Annotated in this window: 13 protein-coding genes, 1 other RNA gene and 1 other annotated feature; of the genes, 11 read left to right on the top strand and 3 right to left on the bottom strand. The window is 40.5% G+C overall.

Features of this window, described 5'->3' with window-relative positions; all coding sequences use genetic code 11:
* Positions 1 to 127: 127 nt before the first annotated feature.
* Positions 128 to 2,329 carry a RelA/SpoT family protein gene (locus GHD25_RS09820; RefSeq protein ID WP_164216314.1) on the top strand — a complete coding sequence of 734 codons (2,202 nt, stop codon included), beginning with the start codon at positions 128 to 130 and terminating at the stop codon, positions 2,327 to 2,329.
* Between the two features lie 68 nt (positions 2,330 to 2,397).
* Positions 2,398 to 2,844, top strand: a complete 447-nt coding sequence (gene dtd, locus GHD25_RS09815) for a D-aminoacyl-tRNA deacylase (protein ID WP_164216312.1) — start codon at positions 2,398 to 2,400, stop codon at positions 2,842 to 2,844.
* Positions 2,845 to 2,898: 54 nt separating this feature from the next.
* Here dtd and GHD25_RS09810 read toward each other — a convergent pair whose 3' ends face one another.
* On the bottom strand, positions 2,899 to 3,942 hold the full coding sequence (locus GHD25_RS09810) for an N-acetylmuramoyl-L-alanine amidase (RefSeq protein WP_164216310.1): 1,044 nt from the start codon (positions 3,940 to 3,942) through the stop codon (positions 2,899 to 2,901).
* Positions 3,943 to 4,050: 108 nt separating this feature from the next.
* On the opposite strand from GHD25_RS09810, the gene GHD25_RS09805 reads away from it, so the two are divergent.
* From GHD25_RS09805 to ssrS, 4 genes are all read left to right on the top strand, one after another.
* A complete protein-coding gene (locus tag GHD25_RS09805; protein ID WP_164216307.1) occupies positions 4,051 to 4,224 on the top strand; it encodes a hypothetical protein in 174 nt (57 codons plus the stop codon).
* Between the two features lie 59 nt (positions 4,225 to 4,283).
* Positions 4,284 to 4,501, top strand: a binding site (T-box leader).
* Between the two features lie 255 nt (positions 4,502 to 4,756).
* On the top strand, positions 4,757 to 6,034 hold the full coding sequence (hisS, locus tag GHD25_RS09800; protein ID WP_164216306.1) for a histidine--tRNA ligase: 1,278 nt from the start codon (positions 4,757 to 4,759) through the stop codon (positions 6,032 to 6,034).
* 1 nt (position 6,035) lies between these two features.
* Positions 6,036 to 7,808, top strand: coding sequence for an aspartate--tRNA ligase (gene aspS / locus GHD25_RS09795; protein WP_164216303.1), 1,773 nt, complete (start codon positions 6,036 to 6,038; stop codon positions 7,806 to 7,808).
* A 109-nt stretch (positions 7,809 to 7,917) separates the two neighbouring features.
* A non-coding RNA gene (ssrS, locus tag GHD25_RS09790) (6S RNA) lies at positions 7,918 to 8,109 on the top strand.
* A gap of 242 nt (positions 8,110 to 8,351) precedes the next feature.
* On the opposite strand, the gene GHD25_RS09785 is transcribed toward ssrS, so the two are convergent.
* Entirely contained in the window at positions 8,352 to 9,017 is a 666-nt protein-coding gene (locus GHD25_RS09785; protein ID WP_164216301.1) for an RsfA family transcriptional regulator, read from the bottom strand.
* Between the two features lie 144 nt (positions 9,018 to 9,161).
* Positions 9,162 to 10,430: a replication-associated recombination protein A gene (locus tag GHD25_RS09780; RefSeq protein ID WP_164216300.1), complete on the bottom strand. Its 1,269-nt coding sequence runs from the start codon at positions 10,428 to 10,430 to the stop codon at positions 9,162 to 9,164.
* Positions 10,431 to 10,641: 211 nt separating this feature from the next.
* On the opposite strand from GHD25_RS09780, the gene cymR reads away from it, so the two are divergent.
* The 5 genes from cymR to recD2 all read left to right on the top strand — a co-directional run bounded on the left by cymR (position 10,642) and on the right by recD2 (position 16,552).
* Positions 10,642 to 11,058 carry a cysteine metabolism transcriptional regulator CymR gene (gene cymR / locus GHD25_RS09775; RefSeq protein WP_164216298.1) on the top strand — a complete coding sequence of 139 codons (417 nt, stop codon included), beginning with the start codon at positions 10,642 to 10,644 and terminating at the stop codon, positions 11,056 to 11,058.
* A 62-nt stretch (positions 11,059 to 11,120) separates the two neighbouring features.
* Positions 11,121 to 12,263: a cysteine desulfurase family protein gene (locus GHD25_RS09770; protein WP_164216296.1), complete on the top strand. Its 1,143-nt coding sequence runs from the start codon at positions 11,121 to 11,123 to the stop codon at positions 12,261 to 12,263.
* Between the two features lie 31 nt (positions 12,264 to 12,294).
* Positions 12,295 to 13,407, top strand: coding sequence for a tRNA 2-thiouridine(34) synthase MnmA (gene mnmA / locus GHD25_RS09765; protein ID WP_164216294.1), 1,113 nt, complete (start codon positions 12,295 to 12,297; stop codon positions 13,405 to 13,407).
* 150 nt (positions 13,408 to 13,557) lie between these two features.
* Complete coding sequence (locus tag GHD25_RS09760) at positions 13,558 to 14,217, top strand: tetratricopeptide repeat protein (protein ID WP_164216292.1); 660 nt, start codon at positions 13,558 to 13,560, stop codon at positions 14,215 to 14,217.
* Positions 14,218 to 14,224: 7 nt separating this feature from the next.
* Positions 14,225 to 16,552, top strand: a complete 2,328-nt coding sequence (gene recD2, locus GHD25_RS09755; protein ID WP_240452292.1) for an SF1B family DNA helicase RecD2 — start codon at positions 14,225 to 14,227, stop codon at positions 16,550 to 16,552.
* Position 16,553 lies beyond the last annotated feature (1 nt).

Genomic DNA, 16,553 nt, shown 5'->3' with positions numbered 1-16,553 from the left:
GACAAAAATACTTTTAATTTTTCTTATTTTTACAAGCCTAATTATAGAAATATTTTTTAAGGGAGAGAAAACCTCTCCTTCTTTCATACACAGACAGTAAATCGGAATACAGACAAGGTGATTTTATATGGCAAAAGGCGACATTTTAACAATAGAAGAAATTATAAAAAAAGCAGAAAAATATCTGTCCGCAGATGATATTTCATTTCTCCGCAAAGCCTATGAATTTGCAAAAGAGGCGCATAAAGATCAATTTCGAAAATCAGGAGAACCTTATATTGTTCATCCGGTCCAGGTAGCCGGAATACTAGTGGGTTTGGAAATGGATGCTGAAACAATTGCAGGCGGATTTTTGCATGATGTCGTCGAGGACACAGAGATTACATTGGAAAAAATTGAGGATATATTCAATCATGAGGTTGCCATGCTTGTAGATGGCGTTACCAAGCTTGGTAAAATTAAATATAAATCCCAGGAAGCGATCCAAGCGGAAAATCACCGTAAAATGTTTGTAGCAATGGCAAAGGATATCCGGGTAATATTAATTAAACTGGCAGACCGTCTGCATAATATGCGTACACTGAAGCATTTGCCGCCTGAAAAACAGTTTCGTATTTCCAATGAAACACTGGAAATATTTGCGCCGCTTGCACATCGCCTAGGTATTTCCACGATAAAGTGGGAGCTGGAGGATACCGCTTTACGCTATTTAAACCCTCAGCAATATTATCGTATTGTCCAATTAATGAAACAAAAGAGGGAAGAAAGGGAATCCTATATTGAAGATGTTATGGAAGAAGTGTCCAAACAGCTGGATGAAGTGAATATTGAAGCTGAATTATCAGGGCGGCCAAAGCATCTGTATAGTATTTACCGAAAAATGACCAAGCAAAATAAGCAGTTCAATGAGATTTATGACCTACTTGCCGTAAGAATTCTGGTCAACAGCATTAAAGACTGCTATGCAGTGCTCGGCATCATCCATACATGCTGGAAACCAATGCCCGGCAGGTTTAAAGATTATATTGCGATGCCAAAGCCAAATCTGTATCAATCATTGCATACAACAGTGATTGGTCCTAAAGGGGATCCTCTGGAGGTACAAATACGCACAAAAGAAATGCATCAGATAGCTGAATACGGGATTGCAGCACATTGGGCGTATAAGGAAGGGAAATCAGTAAATAACAAAGAATCATTTGAAAAGAAACTAAGCTGGTTCAGGGAAATACTGGAATGGCAAAATGAGACGCATGATGCCGAGGAATTTATGGAAACGCTGAAGATTGATTTATTCTCCGATATGGTTTATGTTTTCACACCTAAAGGGGATGTCATTGAACTTCCGAAAGGCTCTGTACCTCTTGATTTTGCTTATAAAATCCATACGGAGATTGGCAATAAGACAGTAGGTGCGAAGATAAACGGTAAGATGGAGCCGCTTGATTATAATCTACAAAATGGAGATATTGTAGAGGTAATGACTTCCAAACACTCCTATGGTCCATCAACGGACTGGTTAAAAATTACGCAAACGTCACAGGCAAAAAATAAGATAAAACAGTTTTTTAAAAAGCAAAAGCGCGAAGAAAATATATCTAAAGGCAAAGAAGCGGTAGATAAAGAAATTCGTGCTCTTTCCATCGATCCGAAAGATGCATTGACCCAGGAAAACTTGCAGCGGGTTTTTGAAAAGTTTAATTTCAGCAATGAGGACGACATGTATGCTGCTGTTGGTTATCAGGGGATAACCGCCGCACTGGTTGCAACCCGTCTGACAGATAAAATACGGAGTGAAAGACAACAGGAGCAGGACCTCGCCAAAGCGATAGAAGATGTTAAAACCGCTGATGTAAATGAAAGAAAGTTACAGAAAAAAGATTCCGGTGTTAAAGTTGCCGGTGTGGATAATCTGCTTGTGCGCTTATCCAAATGCTGCAATCCGGTGCCGGGCGATAAAATTACAGGCTATATCACAAAAGGCAGAGGTGTTTCCGTCCACCGGTCAGATTGCCCGAATGTGCAAACAGAAGAGGCAAAACAGCGCCATATCCATGTGGAATGGGAGAGAAGCCAGGGTCATCAAAAACAGTATCATGTTGACTTGGAAATTTCCGGCTATGACCGGCGCGGTTTAGTCAATGAAGTATTGCAGGCAGTAAATGAAACCAAAACGAATATTACGTATGTAAACGGCCGGTCCGACAGAAACAGAATGGCTGTCATTCAGCTGACGATTATGATTCAAAACACAAATCATTTACAGAGAATAGTAGACAGGATTAAACAGATTAAAGATGTTTATACAGTAACCCGCACACTTCATTAAGGCGGGCAAACCTTCACACAAAAAAGGGTGTAAATCAGAACGGATATAAATAAAAGGAGTTCGAAGGGATGAAAGCAGTAATTCAACGAGCAAAAAATGCAAGTGTTACCGTTCAGCATGAAAAAGTAGGGGAGATCGATCACGGTTTGGTTGTTCTTCTCGGCGTAACCCATGAGGACACACTGGAGGATGCAAAATATCTTGTAAATAAAATTATTCATTTACGTATTTTTGAGGATGAAAATAATAAAATGAATCATTCACTGTTGGATGTTAACGGAAGCATATTGTCCATTTCCCAGTTCACCTTGTATGGAGATACTAAAAAAGGAAGACGTCCCAGCTTTACAAAGGCAGCAAAACCGGACAGTGCTCTAAGCTATTATAACCTTTTTAACCAGCTCATAGAAGAACAGGGCATACACGTGGAAACGGGAAAATTCGGGGAAATGATGGATGTGCAGTTGACAAACAGCGGCCCCGTGACATTGATTATTGACAGTAAAGATAAATAACAGGAACTGCGCTCAAAAGTCAGTTTTTTGACTCATGAGCGCATTTTCATCTTTTCATTCATAGGCGAAGTACTTTCCCAATCCGTTAATAATACCACTCACAATTTTCTTCTGATGGCCGATGGTGCCGAGAAGGTCTTCTCTTTCTTCATTTGATATAAAGCCTAATTCAACCAGTACGGCAGGTTTTACGTTTTGCATGATGACGAGATAATTTTCCTGTGTTGTGCCCCGGTCATTCGCATCAGTTGCTTTTACCACTTCAGATTGAATGTAGTTAGCCAGCTCTTCATTTTGCTCCTGAAAATAATAGGTTTCAATTCCTGTGACTTCAGGCAGTTCTGGGACACTATTATAATGAATGCTGATAAAAGCATCGGTGTCCATGGTGTTGGAAAAGCTGACACGGCTGCCCAACGACACAAATTCATCATCCGGTCTGGCCAGCATTACATCTGCACCAAGGATCTCCAATTCCTGTTTTAATTCATAGGCGGTTAAAAATGCAAAATCTTTTTCAAAAGACCCGGTTGCTCCAATGGCACCAACATCTCTGCCGCCATGCCCCGGATCAATAACAATGGTTTTATCCTTGAAACCTGGTGATGAGGAATTCGACTCTTTTACCAGCTGTTTATAAATATAGCCTTCCCTATCCTCAACTGATATTTCGTACCAGCCATCCTTTTCCCCTGTGATTTCATATTGACTGCCCTCGTCAGCAAAATAAATAATGTCGCTTTCCGTAGAAGGACCGCTGCGAATTTGTGTATTATTTTGCGGTATGGTAATCGAGGTTTCTTTGGAATCTGCCGCAGTTTCATTATTTTCCGTTTCTATTGTAATAAAGTCAGTGGCAACCCAGCCTGTTTGTCCCCCAAATTCAATCTCGGCCCACTCTTCTTTCTGCGAAACCAGTGGATAGGACTCCCCGGTATTTGCTTCTCCAATAACCTCATAAACTGTCCCTGGTCCGCTTCGGATATTCAAATTATCTGCATCTATCCTGACATTATCCGCATATGCAGGCTGCATGCTCAACTGAAGGAAAAGCAGAGCGGGCATCAAAATTAAAATCTTTTTATATAATCTAGACATGGTTTCCCCCATATAAATTGAATGTGATCCGTATGGTAATTATAATAAATTCCTGAGTTTTAGGCAAAACTATTTGTTATTACATTTAATTAAAAGGGAGAAATAGTTATGCGAACCCACGAAAAACAATGGTCATCCGTTAATAATAAAGAAGTATTTGGAATTAATCTGCATAGGTTTATGGAAATGGAGGAGCACGCGAACAGTATGGAAATTGCTCAGGAATTCGGTTTATCGATCGGGGAAGTGAATAGGCTGAAAAAAAAGATAAACCGAACTTGACATTCCTTTCGCTATTGCTTAATATAATAGTCATTCGAGGATACATTATTCATTTTATAAAAGGACCGATGACGGAATAAGTAGTTAAACACCACATGCACAGAGAGAAAATATCAGAGGCTGAAAATATTTTCACATGATGGCTTAATGAAAGACACTCCTGAGGATTGATACCGAAGTTTATGTAGGTATGAACGTATGACAGGCGTTAACTGTTTAAGCGGGTGCTGTATCAGCACCAATCAGGGTGGCAACGCGGGTAACTCTCGTCCCTTTTCACAGGGGATTGAGGGTTTTTTTATTTTTACAGACTAATTAATTTCACTTTAATCCGGGGCTGTGCTTACTCGCCCCATCGTAAAGATTAGCATAAGTGTACAAGGATTACTGTCCAGACCGAAATATCTCATATAAAATGAATTTTTCGTTGAGCTGTGAATTTGGATTTCAATCATAACGCGTCCCAATAAAATGCGTTCTCAAGGAATCCTTTAGCAATAATGCATGTTTAATCATAAGGGGGTTATATTTAATGAACTTTAAAGCTCCACGCGGTACAGTGGATATTTTGCCGGATGAAGCGGCAAAATGGCAATTTGCAGAGTCAAAAATTAAAAATGTGTGTGACAGGTATCATTATAAGGAAATCAGGACACCGCTTTTCGAACATACGGAAGTATTTCAGCGGGGGGTTGGGGATTCCACTGATATTGTACAAAAGGAAATGTATACTTTTGATGATAGAGGCGGCAGGAGCCTTACATTACGGCCTGAAGGAACAGCTCCTGTAGTTCGTGCTTTTGTAGAAAATAAAATGTATGGAAATCCTAATCAACCGGTAAAACTGTATTATTTCGCACAAATGTTCCGCTATGAGCGGCCGCAAAAAGGAAGGATGCGCCAGTTAAATCAATTTGGGGTAGAGGCTCTTGGCAGTGCTGATCCCGCCATTGATGCCGAGGTCATTGATCTGGCAATGACATGTTATCGGGAACTTGGCCTGAAATCACTCAAACTGGTTATTAATTCACTGGGCGATCAGGAAAGCAGAATGAATCATCGCCAGGCTTTGATTGAACACTTCACCCCGCATAAAGAAGAACTTTGCGGAGATTGCCGGACAAGATTGACTCAAAACCCACTAAGAATTCTGGATTGCAAGAAAGATAAGGATCACCCGGCAATAAAAAGCGCTCCTTCTATTTTGGATTATTTAAATGAGGAATCAATAAAGTATTTTGAACAGGTGAAAACATATTTAACCCAAATGGGGATTGAATATGAAGTAGACAAAAACCTTGTAAGAGGGCTTGATTATTATAATCATACTGCTTTTGAAATTATGAGCGAGGCAGATGGATTTGGCGCGATCACCACATTGACCGGAGGCGGAAGATATAATGGTCTTTCGGAAGAGCTTGGCGGTCCCGATGTACCGGGAATAGGATTCGGAATGGGACTGGAACGATTATTGATGGCCCTTGAAGCCGAAAATATCAGCATTCCTGTTAAAGGCGCTCTGGACTGCTACATGATTGCACTCGGCGATGAGGTTAACAGTGAAGCTGTGAGGATTGTTCACGAATTGAGACAGCATGGTATTCGAACGGATAAGGACTATCAAAACCGGAAATTGAAAGCCCAGTTCAAAGCTGCGGATAGGCTGGGAGCAAAATATGCCTTAGTTCTTGGTGAGGATGAATTGCAGAAGAAAGTGATTCAAGTAAAAGAATTGGAAACGGGAAAAGAAGAGGAAATACCTTTATCGCAACTGGCAGAAAGACTGAAGGGTTCAATAGGAGGAAAATGACATGAGTGAAAGAATTTATGCAGGAACACTGACAGAATCAAACGTTGGGCAGCAAATATTGCTGAAAGGCTGGGTGCAGAAACGACGTGACCTGGGCGGGTTAATATTTATTGATCTGCGTGATAAATCCGGTTTAATTCAGGTCGTCTTTAACCCGGATTATTCAAAAGAAGCACTTGAAATAGCTGAAGCCATCCGCAGTGAATATGTAGTTGAAATAATGGGGACCGTTGTAAAAAGGGATGAGGAAACGATCAATCCTCAAATGAAAACGGGTAAAATTGAAGTCATTGCCTCTGGCTTACATGTGTTAAATAAATCAAAAACGCCTCCTTTTGCTATCAAGGAAGATCCAGAAACTGCGGAGGATTTAAGACTGAAGTACCGTTACATCGACTTGCGGAGAAGTACATTACAGGAAACTTTTAAGCTGAGACATCAGACAACACAGTCTGTAAGAAATTTTTTAAATGAACAGGGTTTTTTGGAGATGGAGACCCCAATCTTAACGAAAAGTACACCGGAAGGGGCAAGGGATTATTTAGTTCCGAGCAGGGTGCATGGAGGAGAATTTTATGCCCTTCCCCAATCGCCGCAGCTTTTCAAGCAATTAATTATGATGGGGGGATTTGAAAAATATTATCAGATTGCCCGTTGTTTTCGCGATGAAGATTTAAGGGCGGACAGACAGCCGGAATTTACACAAATTGATATCGAAACCTCTTTTATGACCAGTGATGAGATCATGGAGATGACAGAGGAGATGATGCAGCAGCTGATGAAAGAAGTAAAGGGAGTAGACGTTCATTTGCCATTTCCCCGACTATCCTATGATAAGGCAATGGAACGTTTTGGTTCAGATAAACCGGATACACGCTTTGGCATGGAACTTATACATGTTTCCGATATTCTAGAAGATTCATCATTTAAAGTATTTCAATCAGCAATTGAATCCGGCGGTATTGTCAGTTTGTTAAATGTTAAAGGACAGGCAGCAAATTACTCAAGAAAAGATATAGATAAATTAACGGAATTCGTAAAAGTTTATGGTGCAAAAGGACTAGCCTGGCTAAAAGCGGAAGGGGAAGAATTGAAGGGGCCGATTTCTAAATTTTTGACAGAAGAGGAAAAGACTTCCTTAAAGGAAAAAGCCGGTGCAGAAGATGGAGATTTACTTTTATTTGGTGCAGACAAAAAGTCAGTTGTATATGACAGCCTTGGTCAGCTGCGTCTTAAGCTTGGAAAAGAATTAAGTCTGATTGACGAATCAAAATTCAATTTCCTCTGGATAACTGACTGGCCATTGCTTGAGTATGATGAAGACGAAGGAAGATACTTTGCAGCCCATCATCCATTTACTGCACCAGCAGCGGAAAAAGACGCATCAGAACTATTAACGAATCCGCAAAAAGTAAGGGCAAACGCATACGATCTTGTGTTAAATGGATATGAATTGGGCGGCGGTTCAATTCGTATTCATAAGAGGGAACAGCAAGAGGAAATGTTTAAAATACTCGGGTTTACCAAAGAACAAAGTGAAGAACAATTCGGATTCTTACTGGAAGCACTGGAATACGGAGCACCGCCTCATGGGGGAGTAGCACTTGGTCTGGACAGGATTGTCATGCTGCTGGCCGGAAGAAGTAATTTGCGTGATACAATTCTCTTTCCAAAAACTGCCTCGGCCTCCGATTTACTCACAGATGCACCAAGCAGTGTAAGCGAGGAACAGTTAAAAGAGCTGACTATACAATTAATAGAAAAAAATGACTGATTACACGCATTTGTTATAAAAGCGTAAAAAATGTAATCGACTCTTTATAATAGCGCTTATTGAAAAGTAAGAAGCCATATGTTAAAATAAATTTACAGAAAATGAAGATCAAATCCTGATGTGTGCGTCTAATAAAAGTGTTTTGACCGAACACCTTTATAATCGGGAGCTTGAACTGTTTCTATGTTGCGTGCATGCCCCATTTATTACATTTGGGGAAGCATAATAAATATAGAACAAAGCACCCACCTGCCATGAGCGGGATCAAAACTTGAATTTAGACGGCACGATTGGGATTTGATCATGTACATAGAAAAACGGCTTCTTCGGGAAGCCGTTTTTCATATTGTTTTTGATTATTTTTATGTTGTTTTATGAATCTACTGTGACATACTTATTTTTTTATTCATGAGCCTGATCAGCTTCTGGATACTGTATGATGAAAGTTTTTTTCCTTTCACTTAAAATACCATATGAATCTCTGGTAGAGAGCTTCATATGGTATTTCTTATAAACTGATTTTCCTATTTACTTTTGGCGGGTTTAATTTGACCCTTGTGCTATTTGTTGTAAATTACCGTTTTTATCCATTCTAAAAGCTGGTGCTGAGGTTGCGCCATTATCTTCCAAAACAGCCATTTTTCTCGCCCTGTCCATGATTTGAATAAACGCCTCATAGTCTTCCCTGATCGTGTCCAACTGTTTTTTCGTTTCATTCAGCTTTTTCTCCAGCATGGTTACCTGTTCTTCTAATTTTTCCTTTTCGTTTTCTGATTGTTCCAGGGCAGCTTTTGATTGATTTGAAGCATAGTAGTCTTTTTGCAAACCTTGAAGGAAATGGATAACCGTCTCCAAGGTGATATTTTCATTTGCCCCTTTTTCTGCTGCAGTATGACCCACTGCTTCCAGTTGGTTTGTATAGTTTTGCTGCAGGGAAATTACAGGTTTTCTCGCTTTCTTCATATTTTTTGCCATTGCCCGCTTCTTTTCTTTTCTCTGTCTTTTCGCAAGATCAATAGCACTATCATATTTATTTCTTACTTCTGCATTCCAGCGAAATCCGCAGGCAGCAGAGGTGCGATTCAGTTTATCACCGACTTCTTCAAATGCATTTAGTTGTGTGCTGCCTTCCCGGATATGCCGCAATACGGTTTCCGCCAGTAATAGATCATCCTCATGTGACCATGCATCCTGTCTTACTTTTACCATTAACGTTCAACTCCTATTCCGATAAATAAAGATGAAAAATAGATTTCATATTTTTATAACCTATTGTTGCCCCGGACTATCGGAATTATACGTTTATAAAAATAATTTTTGTGGCCTGGTCACATTTCCCGTTCAGATTCATAGTTAATGCTTTTGAATGTTTTCATACACCTGTTTTAATGCCTGTTCAAATTTTCCTGTTTCCTTTGGCTGATAATAGTGTTTGTTTTTAATAGAGTCAGGTAAATATTGCTGCTTTACCCAACCGCTGTCATGATGGTGCGGGTATTTATAATTCAGGCCTCTCCCCAATGATTTTGCCCCTGCATAATGGGCATCTTTAATATGAGCAGGAATGCTGCCGGTTTTACCCTTGCGTATATCAGAGAGTGCAGCGTCCAGCGCAGCATATGCCGTATTGGATTTAGGGGATAAGGCAAGTTCCACAATTGCTACAGATAAAGGAATCCTTGCTTCCGGAAAACCGAGCCTTTCGGCGGCCTGAACAGCAGCCACGGCTCTGGGACCTGCCTGCGGATTTGCAAGACCGATATCTTCATAGGCTGTAACAATCATTCTTCTTGCAATACTGTCCAAATCTCCTGCTTCAATCAATCTTCCCAAATAGTGCAGGGCTGCATTCACATCACTTCCCCTGATGGATTTCTGAAAAGCGGACAGCACATCATAATGGGCATCACCGTCTTTATCGTGGGAAAAGCTCTTTTTCTGCATGCATTCTTCAGCCGTCTCCCTCCCGATTACAATTTGTCCTTGATCATTTTCAGGAGTTGAAAATATGGCCAGTTCCACGCCGTTTAATGCAGCTCGCATGTCCCCGTTGGCACTGCCCGCAAAATGTTCCAGTGCCTGCGGTGACATGTCAACATCATATTTTCCAAGTCCCTTATCTTTATCCTCTATTGCCCGTTTAATGGCTTTCTTTACATCGTCGCCAGTTAAAGGATAAAGCTCGAATAAATGGCACCTGCTCCTGATGGCCGGGTTAATGGAGTGGTATGGATTACTCGTGGTGCAGCCGATCAATGTAAGCAAGTTGCTTTCAAGATGGGGCAGAAGAAAATCCTGTTTCGCTTTGTCCAGCCGGTGTACCTCATCGAGTATTAATACTGTTTGTCCGTTCATTTTTGCTTCAGCTACAACGATTTCCATGTCCTTTTTTTTATCCGTTACAGCATTTAGTATTTTAACGGGAAGGTTTAAACTCTTGGCCAGTGCAAAAGCCATGGATGTTTTCCCTGTACCTGGAGGACCGTATAAAATCATGGAAGCCAGTCTCTCTGCCTGGACCATACGGCTAATGATTTTTCCCGGTGCAACCAGATGTTTTTGGCCGATAATTTCATCTATGTGTTCAGGTCTCATTCGAAAGGCAAGCGGCTCTTGTCTCATAGTTATCATCCTTTTCACTCTTTATCTGTTATTTACATTACAGGGTATTTTCGTTAGTATATAGAAAGTATTTTATTTGCTGATCCAAGATCAATAAACATCCATTATCAAGCTTAATTCTGATTTCAATAAAATGCAAGATGAGAATCATTCATGCTATAATATCATGAGAGTAATTGCCTGAGGAACGCAAAATTGAGGTGTAGAATAGATGAAAATTTCGACTAAAGGAAGATATGGACTAACGATTATGATACATTTGGCAAAAAAATATGGAGAGGGACCTGTTTCCTTAAAACTGATTGCCAAGGAAAATGACCTTTCAGAACACTATCTGGAGCAGCTTGCAACGCCATTAAGAAACGCCGGATTAATAAAAAGCACTCGTGGCGCTTACGGCGGATATAAACTCTCAAGGGAACCGAAAAAGATAACAGCCGGTGACGTGATAAGAGTACTGGAAGGCCCGATTACACCGGTAGAAGGAATAGAGGATGAGGAGCCCGCAAAACAAGCATTATGGATGCGAATTCGTGATGCGGTAAAAGATGTATTGGATACTACCACACTGGAGGATCTGACCCACCATCACGATGGGCCGCGGGAAGCGTATATGTTTTACATTTAAATTCCCAAAAAATGCAAGCACCGTATTTACCATTACCCGGTTCAGGAAGGAAGTATGTGATAATGGAACAGATTTATTTGGACCATGCTGCAACTACTCCGCTTCATAAAGAAGTTATTACTGCAATGCAGCCAGTGTACAGTGAAGTATTCGGCAATCCGTCAAGTGTCCATTCTTTCGGCAGAAAGGCGAGAAAATACTTGGATGAAGCAAGAAGGTGCATGGCAAAAAGTATTCATGCAGATGAAAAAGAGATTATTTTTACAAGCGGCGGTACGGAAGCGGATAATTTGGCATTAATAGGAACTGCAATAAAAAACCGGAGTAAAGGAAACCATATTATTACGACGGCTCAGGAACATCATGCTGCACTGCACACGATACAAAGTCTTGGAAAACAGGGGTTTGATGTGACCTATCTGCCTGTGTACCGTGATGGTAAAATCTCACTCAATGATCTGGCCAAATCCATTACAGAGGATACGGTACTGGTTTCCATCATGTATGTAAATAACGAGACAGGCGTTATACAGCCTGTAGAAGAGATAGGACAAATGCTTAAGGGGCACCAGGCCTATTTTCATACAGATGCTGTACAGGCTTATGGTTTAATTGATATAAATGTAAAAGAAATGGGAATAGACATGATGAGTGTATCTTCTCATAAAATAAATGGACCAAAAGGAATTGGTTTTCTGTATGCTTCAGAGGAAGTCAAACTAAATGCTATACAATTTGGCGGAGAGCAGGAGAGAAAGAGAAGACCAGGCACGGAAAATGTGCCCGCAGCAGCAGGTTTTCAAAAAGCTGTTGAACTGGCAATGGAAAATAAAGTAGAACGCAGAGAGCTTTATCAGTCATACAAAGAGCTGTTTTTAAAGGAATTGGAAGTGCATAATATTGCCTTTAAGGTGAATGGTGATTACAATAACGCAATTCCGTCCATCGTAAATATCAGCTTCCCGGGAGCGAATGTGGAGGCATTGCTGTCAAACTTTGACCTGGATGGTATAGCCGCATCCAGCGGCAGTGCCTGCACAGCTGGTTCTGTAGAGCCTTCCCACGTGCTGTCTGCCATGTTTGGAAAAAATCACGAATGTACAACAAATTCAATACGTTTTAGTTTTGGGCTCGCCAACACGAGTGAAAATGTGAAGGAGGCGGCCGCCAAAGTAGCAAAAGTTGTAAAGCGATTAACTGCTTAAAAATGCTTAATGATAGAAGGAATGATCAAAAATGAAAGATAAAAAAGATACACGGGTAGTTGTGGGCATGAGCGGGGGTGTAGACTCATCGGTTGCCGCTCTGTTACTGAAGGAAGAAGGTTATGATGTAGTAGGCATCTTCATGAAAAACTGGGATGATACGGATGAATTCGGCGTCTGCACAGCGACCGAAGATTTTGAGGATGTAGTCCGTGTTTGCAATCAGCTGGATATTCCGTACTATTCGGTTAATTTTGAAAAGCAGTATTGGGATAAGGTTTTCACTTATTTCCTTGATGAATATAAAGCCGGCAGAACGCCTAACCCGGATGTTATGTGCAATAAAGAAATTAAATTTAAGGCCTTTTTGGATCATGCCCTGTCCCTTGGTGCAGATTATTTGGCAACGGGACATTATGCACAAGTTAGGAAAAATAACGGAAAGTATGAAATGCTGCGCGGTGCTGACAGGAATAAGGATCAAACTTATTTTCTCAATCAATTAACAGACGATATTCTTGAGAAAGTCATGTTTCCTCTCGGTCATTTGAAAAAAGAGAAAGTACGTGAAATAGCAAGAGATCATGATTTATATACTGCAAATAAGAAAGACAGTACAGGAATATGTTTTATCGGCGAGCGGAATTTCAAAGAGTTTTTGAGTGAGTATTTGCCTGCTCAGCCGGGGGAAATGAAAACATTGACCGGAGAAATAAAAGGTCAGCATGACGGGTTAATGTATTATACGATTGGACAGCGTCAGGGTCTTGGAATTGGCGGTGCAGGGGATCCCTGGTTTGTCGTTGGCAAGAATCTGGAGGAAAATGTATTATATGTCGGGCAAAGTTACACAAATGATGCACTGTATTCAAATGCATTGATTGGAACGGATGTAAATTGGATCAATGCTGACCAAATGCCTGAAACATTTACGTGCACAGCGAAGTTCCGTTACCGTCAGGATGACAGTGAGGTAAGCGTAGAGCAAATGAATGATGGTAAAGTTTACGTGGAATTTGCCGAAAAAGAACGCGCGATTACCCCCGGACAAGCTGTCGTGTTCTATGACGGGGACATTTGTCTGGGAGGAGCTACCATCGATGAAATAATCAAGGATGAAAAAACCCTTGATTATGTTGGCTGATGCGGATCCAAACTTTACAGGCGGAAGGTTTTTTCAAATCTTCCGCCTAATCCACTACAATTTTTGGTGAGGCAGAGGGGGATTGGGTCCTGTTTTATTCAGCAGACCTATTTCCCTTTTAGAATTATATTTAAAATAAGGAGATTTATCATGAATAAAAACAGACAAGCCATTGAGCTGATGAAAGAAAACAAATATGAAGAGGCTGCTGCCCTGTTTAACGAATTGATCGAGGAGTCACCGGAAGATCCGGTTGGTTATATTAATTTCGGAAATTTACTGCTTCATTTAAATGATTATACCCGTGCAGAACGCTTTTTCAATAAAGCGCTGGAGCTGAATGAGTACGTAGGTACTGCATATTACGGATTGGGCAATTTATATTATGAGCAAGCCGAATATAAAAAAGCTCAGGAAAACTTTCAAAAAGCTATTGATTTAAAGATAAAAGATGCGGATGTATATTATATGATGGGAATGACCTATATCCATTTGGAAGAGATAAAATTATCCATTCCTTTTTTACAGCGTGCCACTGAACTAAATCCGGATGATGCGGAATTTTTATTTCAATATGGCCTGTCACTTGCGAAAAGTGAGCATATCGATGAGGCACAAGCTGCATTTTCCAAAGTGCTGGAAATGGAATCCGGGCATAGTGATGCTCATTATAATCTGGGTGTCATAGATTTATACCACGATAAGGTAAATGAAGCGCTAAATCATTTTGAAGCAGCTCTTCGAATTCAGCCGGATCATGTACTGGCAGCAAATGGGAAGAAAAATGCAGAATCGTTATTGAATGAATAGGTGAAATATGGGGTTGTTTTCAATGGGAATGGATCAACAATCAGCGGAGAACCGCAAATATATTAAGGGTGAGCTGTTACACACCATTTTTCGCAATGAAAGCGAGAACTTTGTCATTGCAAAAGTAAAAGTGCTGGATACCAATGAAGACTACAGGGAAAGGGATATTACGTTAAAAGGATATTTTCCCCAGCTTCAGGAACAGATGGCATATTACTTTTATGGTGAATTTGAAAAGCATGCCAAATTTGGGCTGCAATATCGGGTGCATTCCTATGAAACCTACATCCCTGATACAAAAACAGGTCTCGTAAGTTACCTTTCCAGCGATTTATTTTATGGCGTCGGAAAAAAGACGGCAGAAAAAATTGTCGATTATTTAGGTGAGGGAGCCATCAGCAGGATATTGAATGATCCCGCCGTATTAAACCAGGTGAAGGGTCTGAATAAGGAAACCAGGGAAACCTTAGTGAAAAGTTTGCAGGAAAATCAGGGATTTGAACATATTGCGCTTTACCTGGCAAAATATAATATTGGATTAAAAATGGCCCAGAAAATTTATCAGGAATACAAAGAAGAAGCAATTACCGTTCTGGAAGAGGATCCATATCAATTCGTCTTTGATATTGATGGTTTTGGATTCCAGACTGCGGACGAAATAGCTCGAAAAAATGGCTTGTCAGCAACACACCCGAACAGAATTGGTGCCGGGTGCATTTATGTTCTGCAAAAAAGTATTCAGCATGGGCATGTCTTTCTTCCAATGGAAAATTGTATAGCACATGTTTTACAATTGCTGCCAGCCAGCGGGCTGACGGAAACCATAGTCCATGAGCGCTTAAAAGAGCTTAATGCAGATAAATCAGTTATTATTTCAGAGAGAAATGTGTATCTGCCGTCTCTGTATTATGCTGAAGACGGTTTTGCTTCCCATTTAAAACGTGTTATGGAAAAACCAGTTGAACATGTTACAACCCCTGCCGAGCTGATGAAGATCACCGGCGACATAGAAGAAACTGATTCCATCAGTTATGGAAAAGAACAATATGAAGCTATAAATAAGGCGATTCATTCCAAGGTGATGATTCTCACCGGTGGTCCCGGCACCGGTAAAACTACAGTCATAAAAGGAATCCTTCAGGCATATGCTGCCATTCATGATTTATCGCTTGATAAGCGTGATTATGAAGATAATCAGGATTATCCATTTGTGCTGACTGCACCTACAGGACGTGCTGCAAAGCGTCTCGCACAATCCACATCCCAGGAAGCTGCCACAATACATCGTTTGCTGGGATGGGATGGAAAAGAAGGCTTCAGTAAAGGAGAAAACGAGCCATTGCCAGGGAAAATACTTATTGTCGATGAATTTTCCATGGTGGACATTTGGCTGGCAAATCAACTATTTAAAGCTATACCAAATGACATGCAGGTTTTACTTGTTGGTGATGAGGATCAACTCCCATCCGTCGGGCCTGGTCAGGTACTGAGCGATTTACTGGAAATAGAGGCAATTCCTGTCGTCCGCCTTACGGAAGTATATCGTCAGAAAGAAGGATCAAAAATCATATCCCTTGCCCATGAAATTAAAAACGATCAGCAGATAGGTCTGCAAAACGACAAGGATTTCAGTTTTTTTCCGTGCAGGGAAGATCAAATCATCGATGTTATTATTAGAATCTATAAAAAAGCGATGGCGAAAGGGCTGGATGTAAAGGATATACAAGTGCTAGCTCCAATGTACCGTTCGCAGGCAGGCATTACAGTAATTAATCACGAATTACAGCAACTATTAAATCCAAAAACTTCTGCAAAGCGGGAAGTGAGATCAAACGACAGAACATTTCGGGTTGGTGATAAAGTACTTCAGCTAGTTAATCAACCGGAAGACGGAGTTTATAATGGGGATATTGGTGAAGTAGCAGCCATTTTTGAAGAAGATGAAAACGAGGAAAATCAGGAACAGCTTGTTATTCGCTTTGAAAACAAGGAAGTAGCTTATGGTAGGAAAGATTATACGAATCTCATGCATGCTTATTGCATTTCTATCCATAAATCACAGGGAAGTGAATTTCCGATCGTAATTCTTCCGGTTACACCGGTGTATCGACGTATGCTGAGGAAAAACTTGCTCTATACAGCTATTACGAGAAGTCAGCAATCTTTGATTATTTGCGGAGATGCCTATTCCCTTTTAAATGGTTTAAAGACAATAGATACAAATAAGCGTTTTACTTCATTAAAGAAGCAAATTATGAGTAGAATGGAAGACTTGCCATCACCTGTTCCTGATAAGGAAGAATATGAAATATCACCCTATGATTTTATGGAGTGAT

The organism is Virgibacillus aidingensis (assembly GCF_010994035.1).
Lineage (GTDB): Bacteria > Bacillota > Bacilli > Bacillales > Amphibacillaceae > Virgibacillus_N.
Note: the sequence above shows the minus strand (reverse complement) of the source record. Positions and strands in the feature narration are given on the sequence as shown.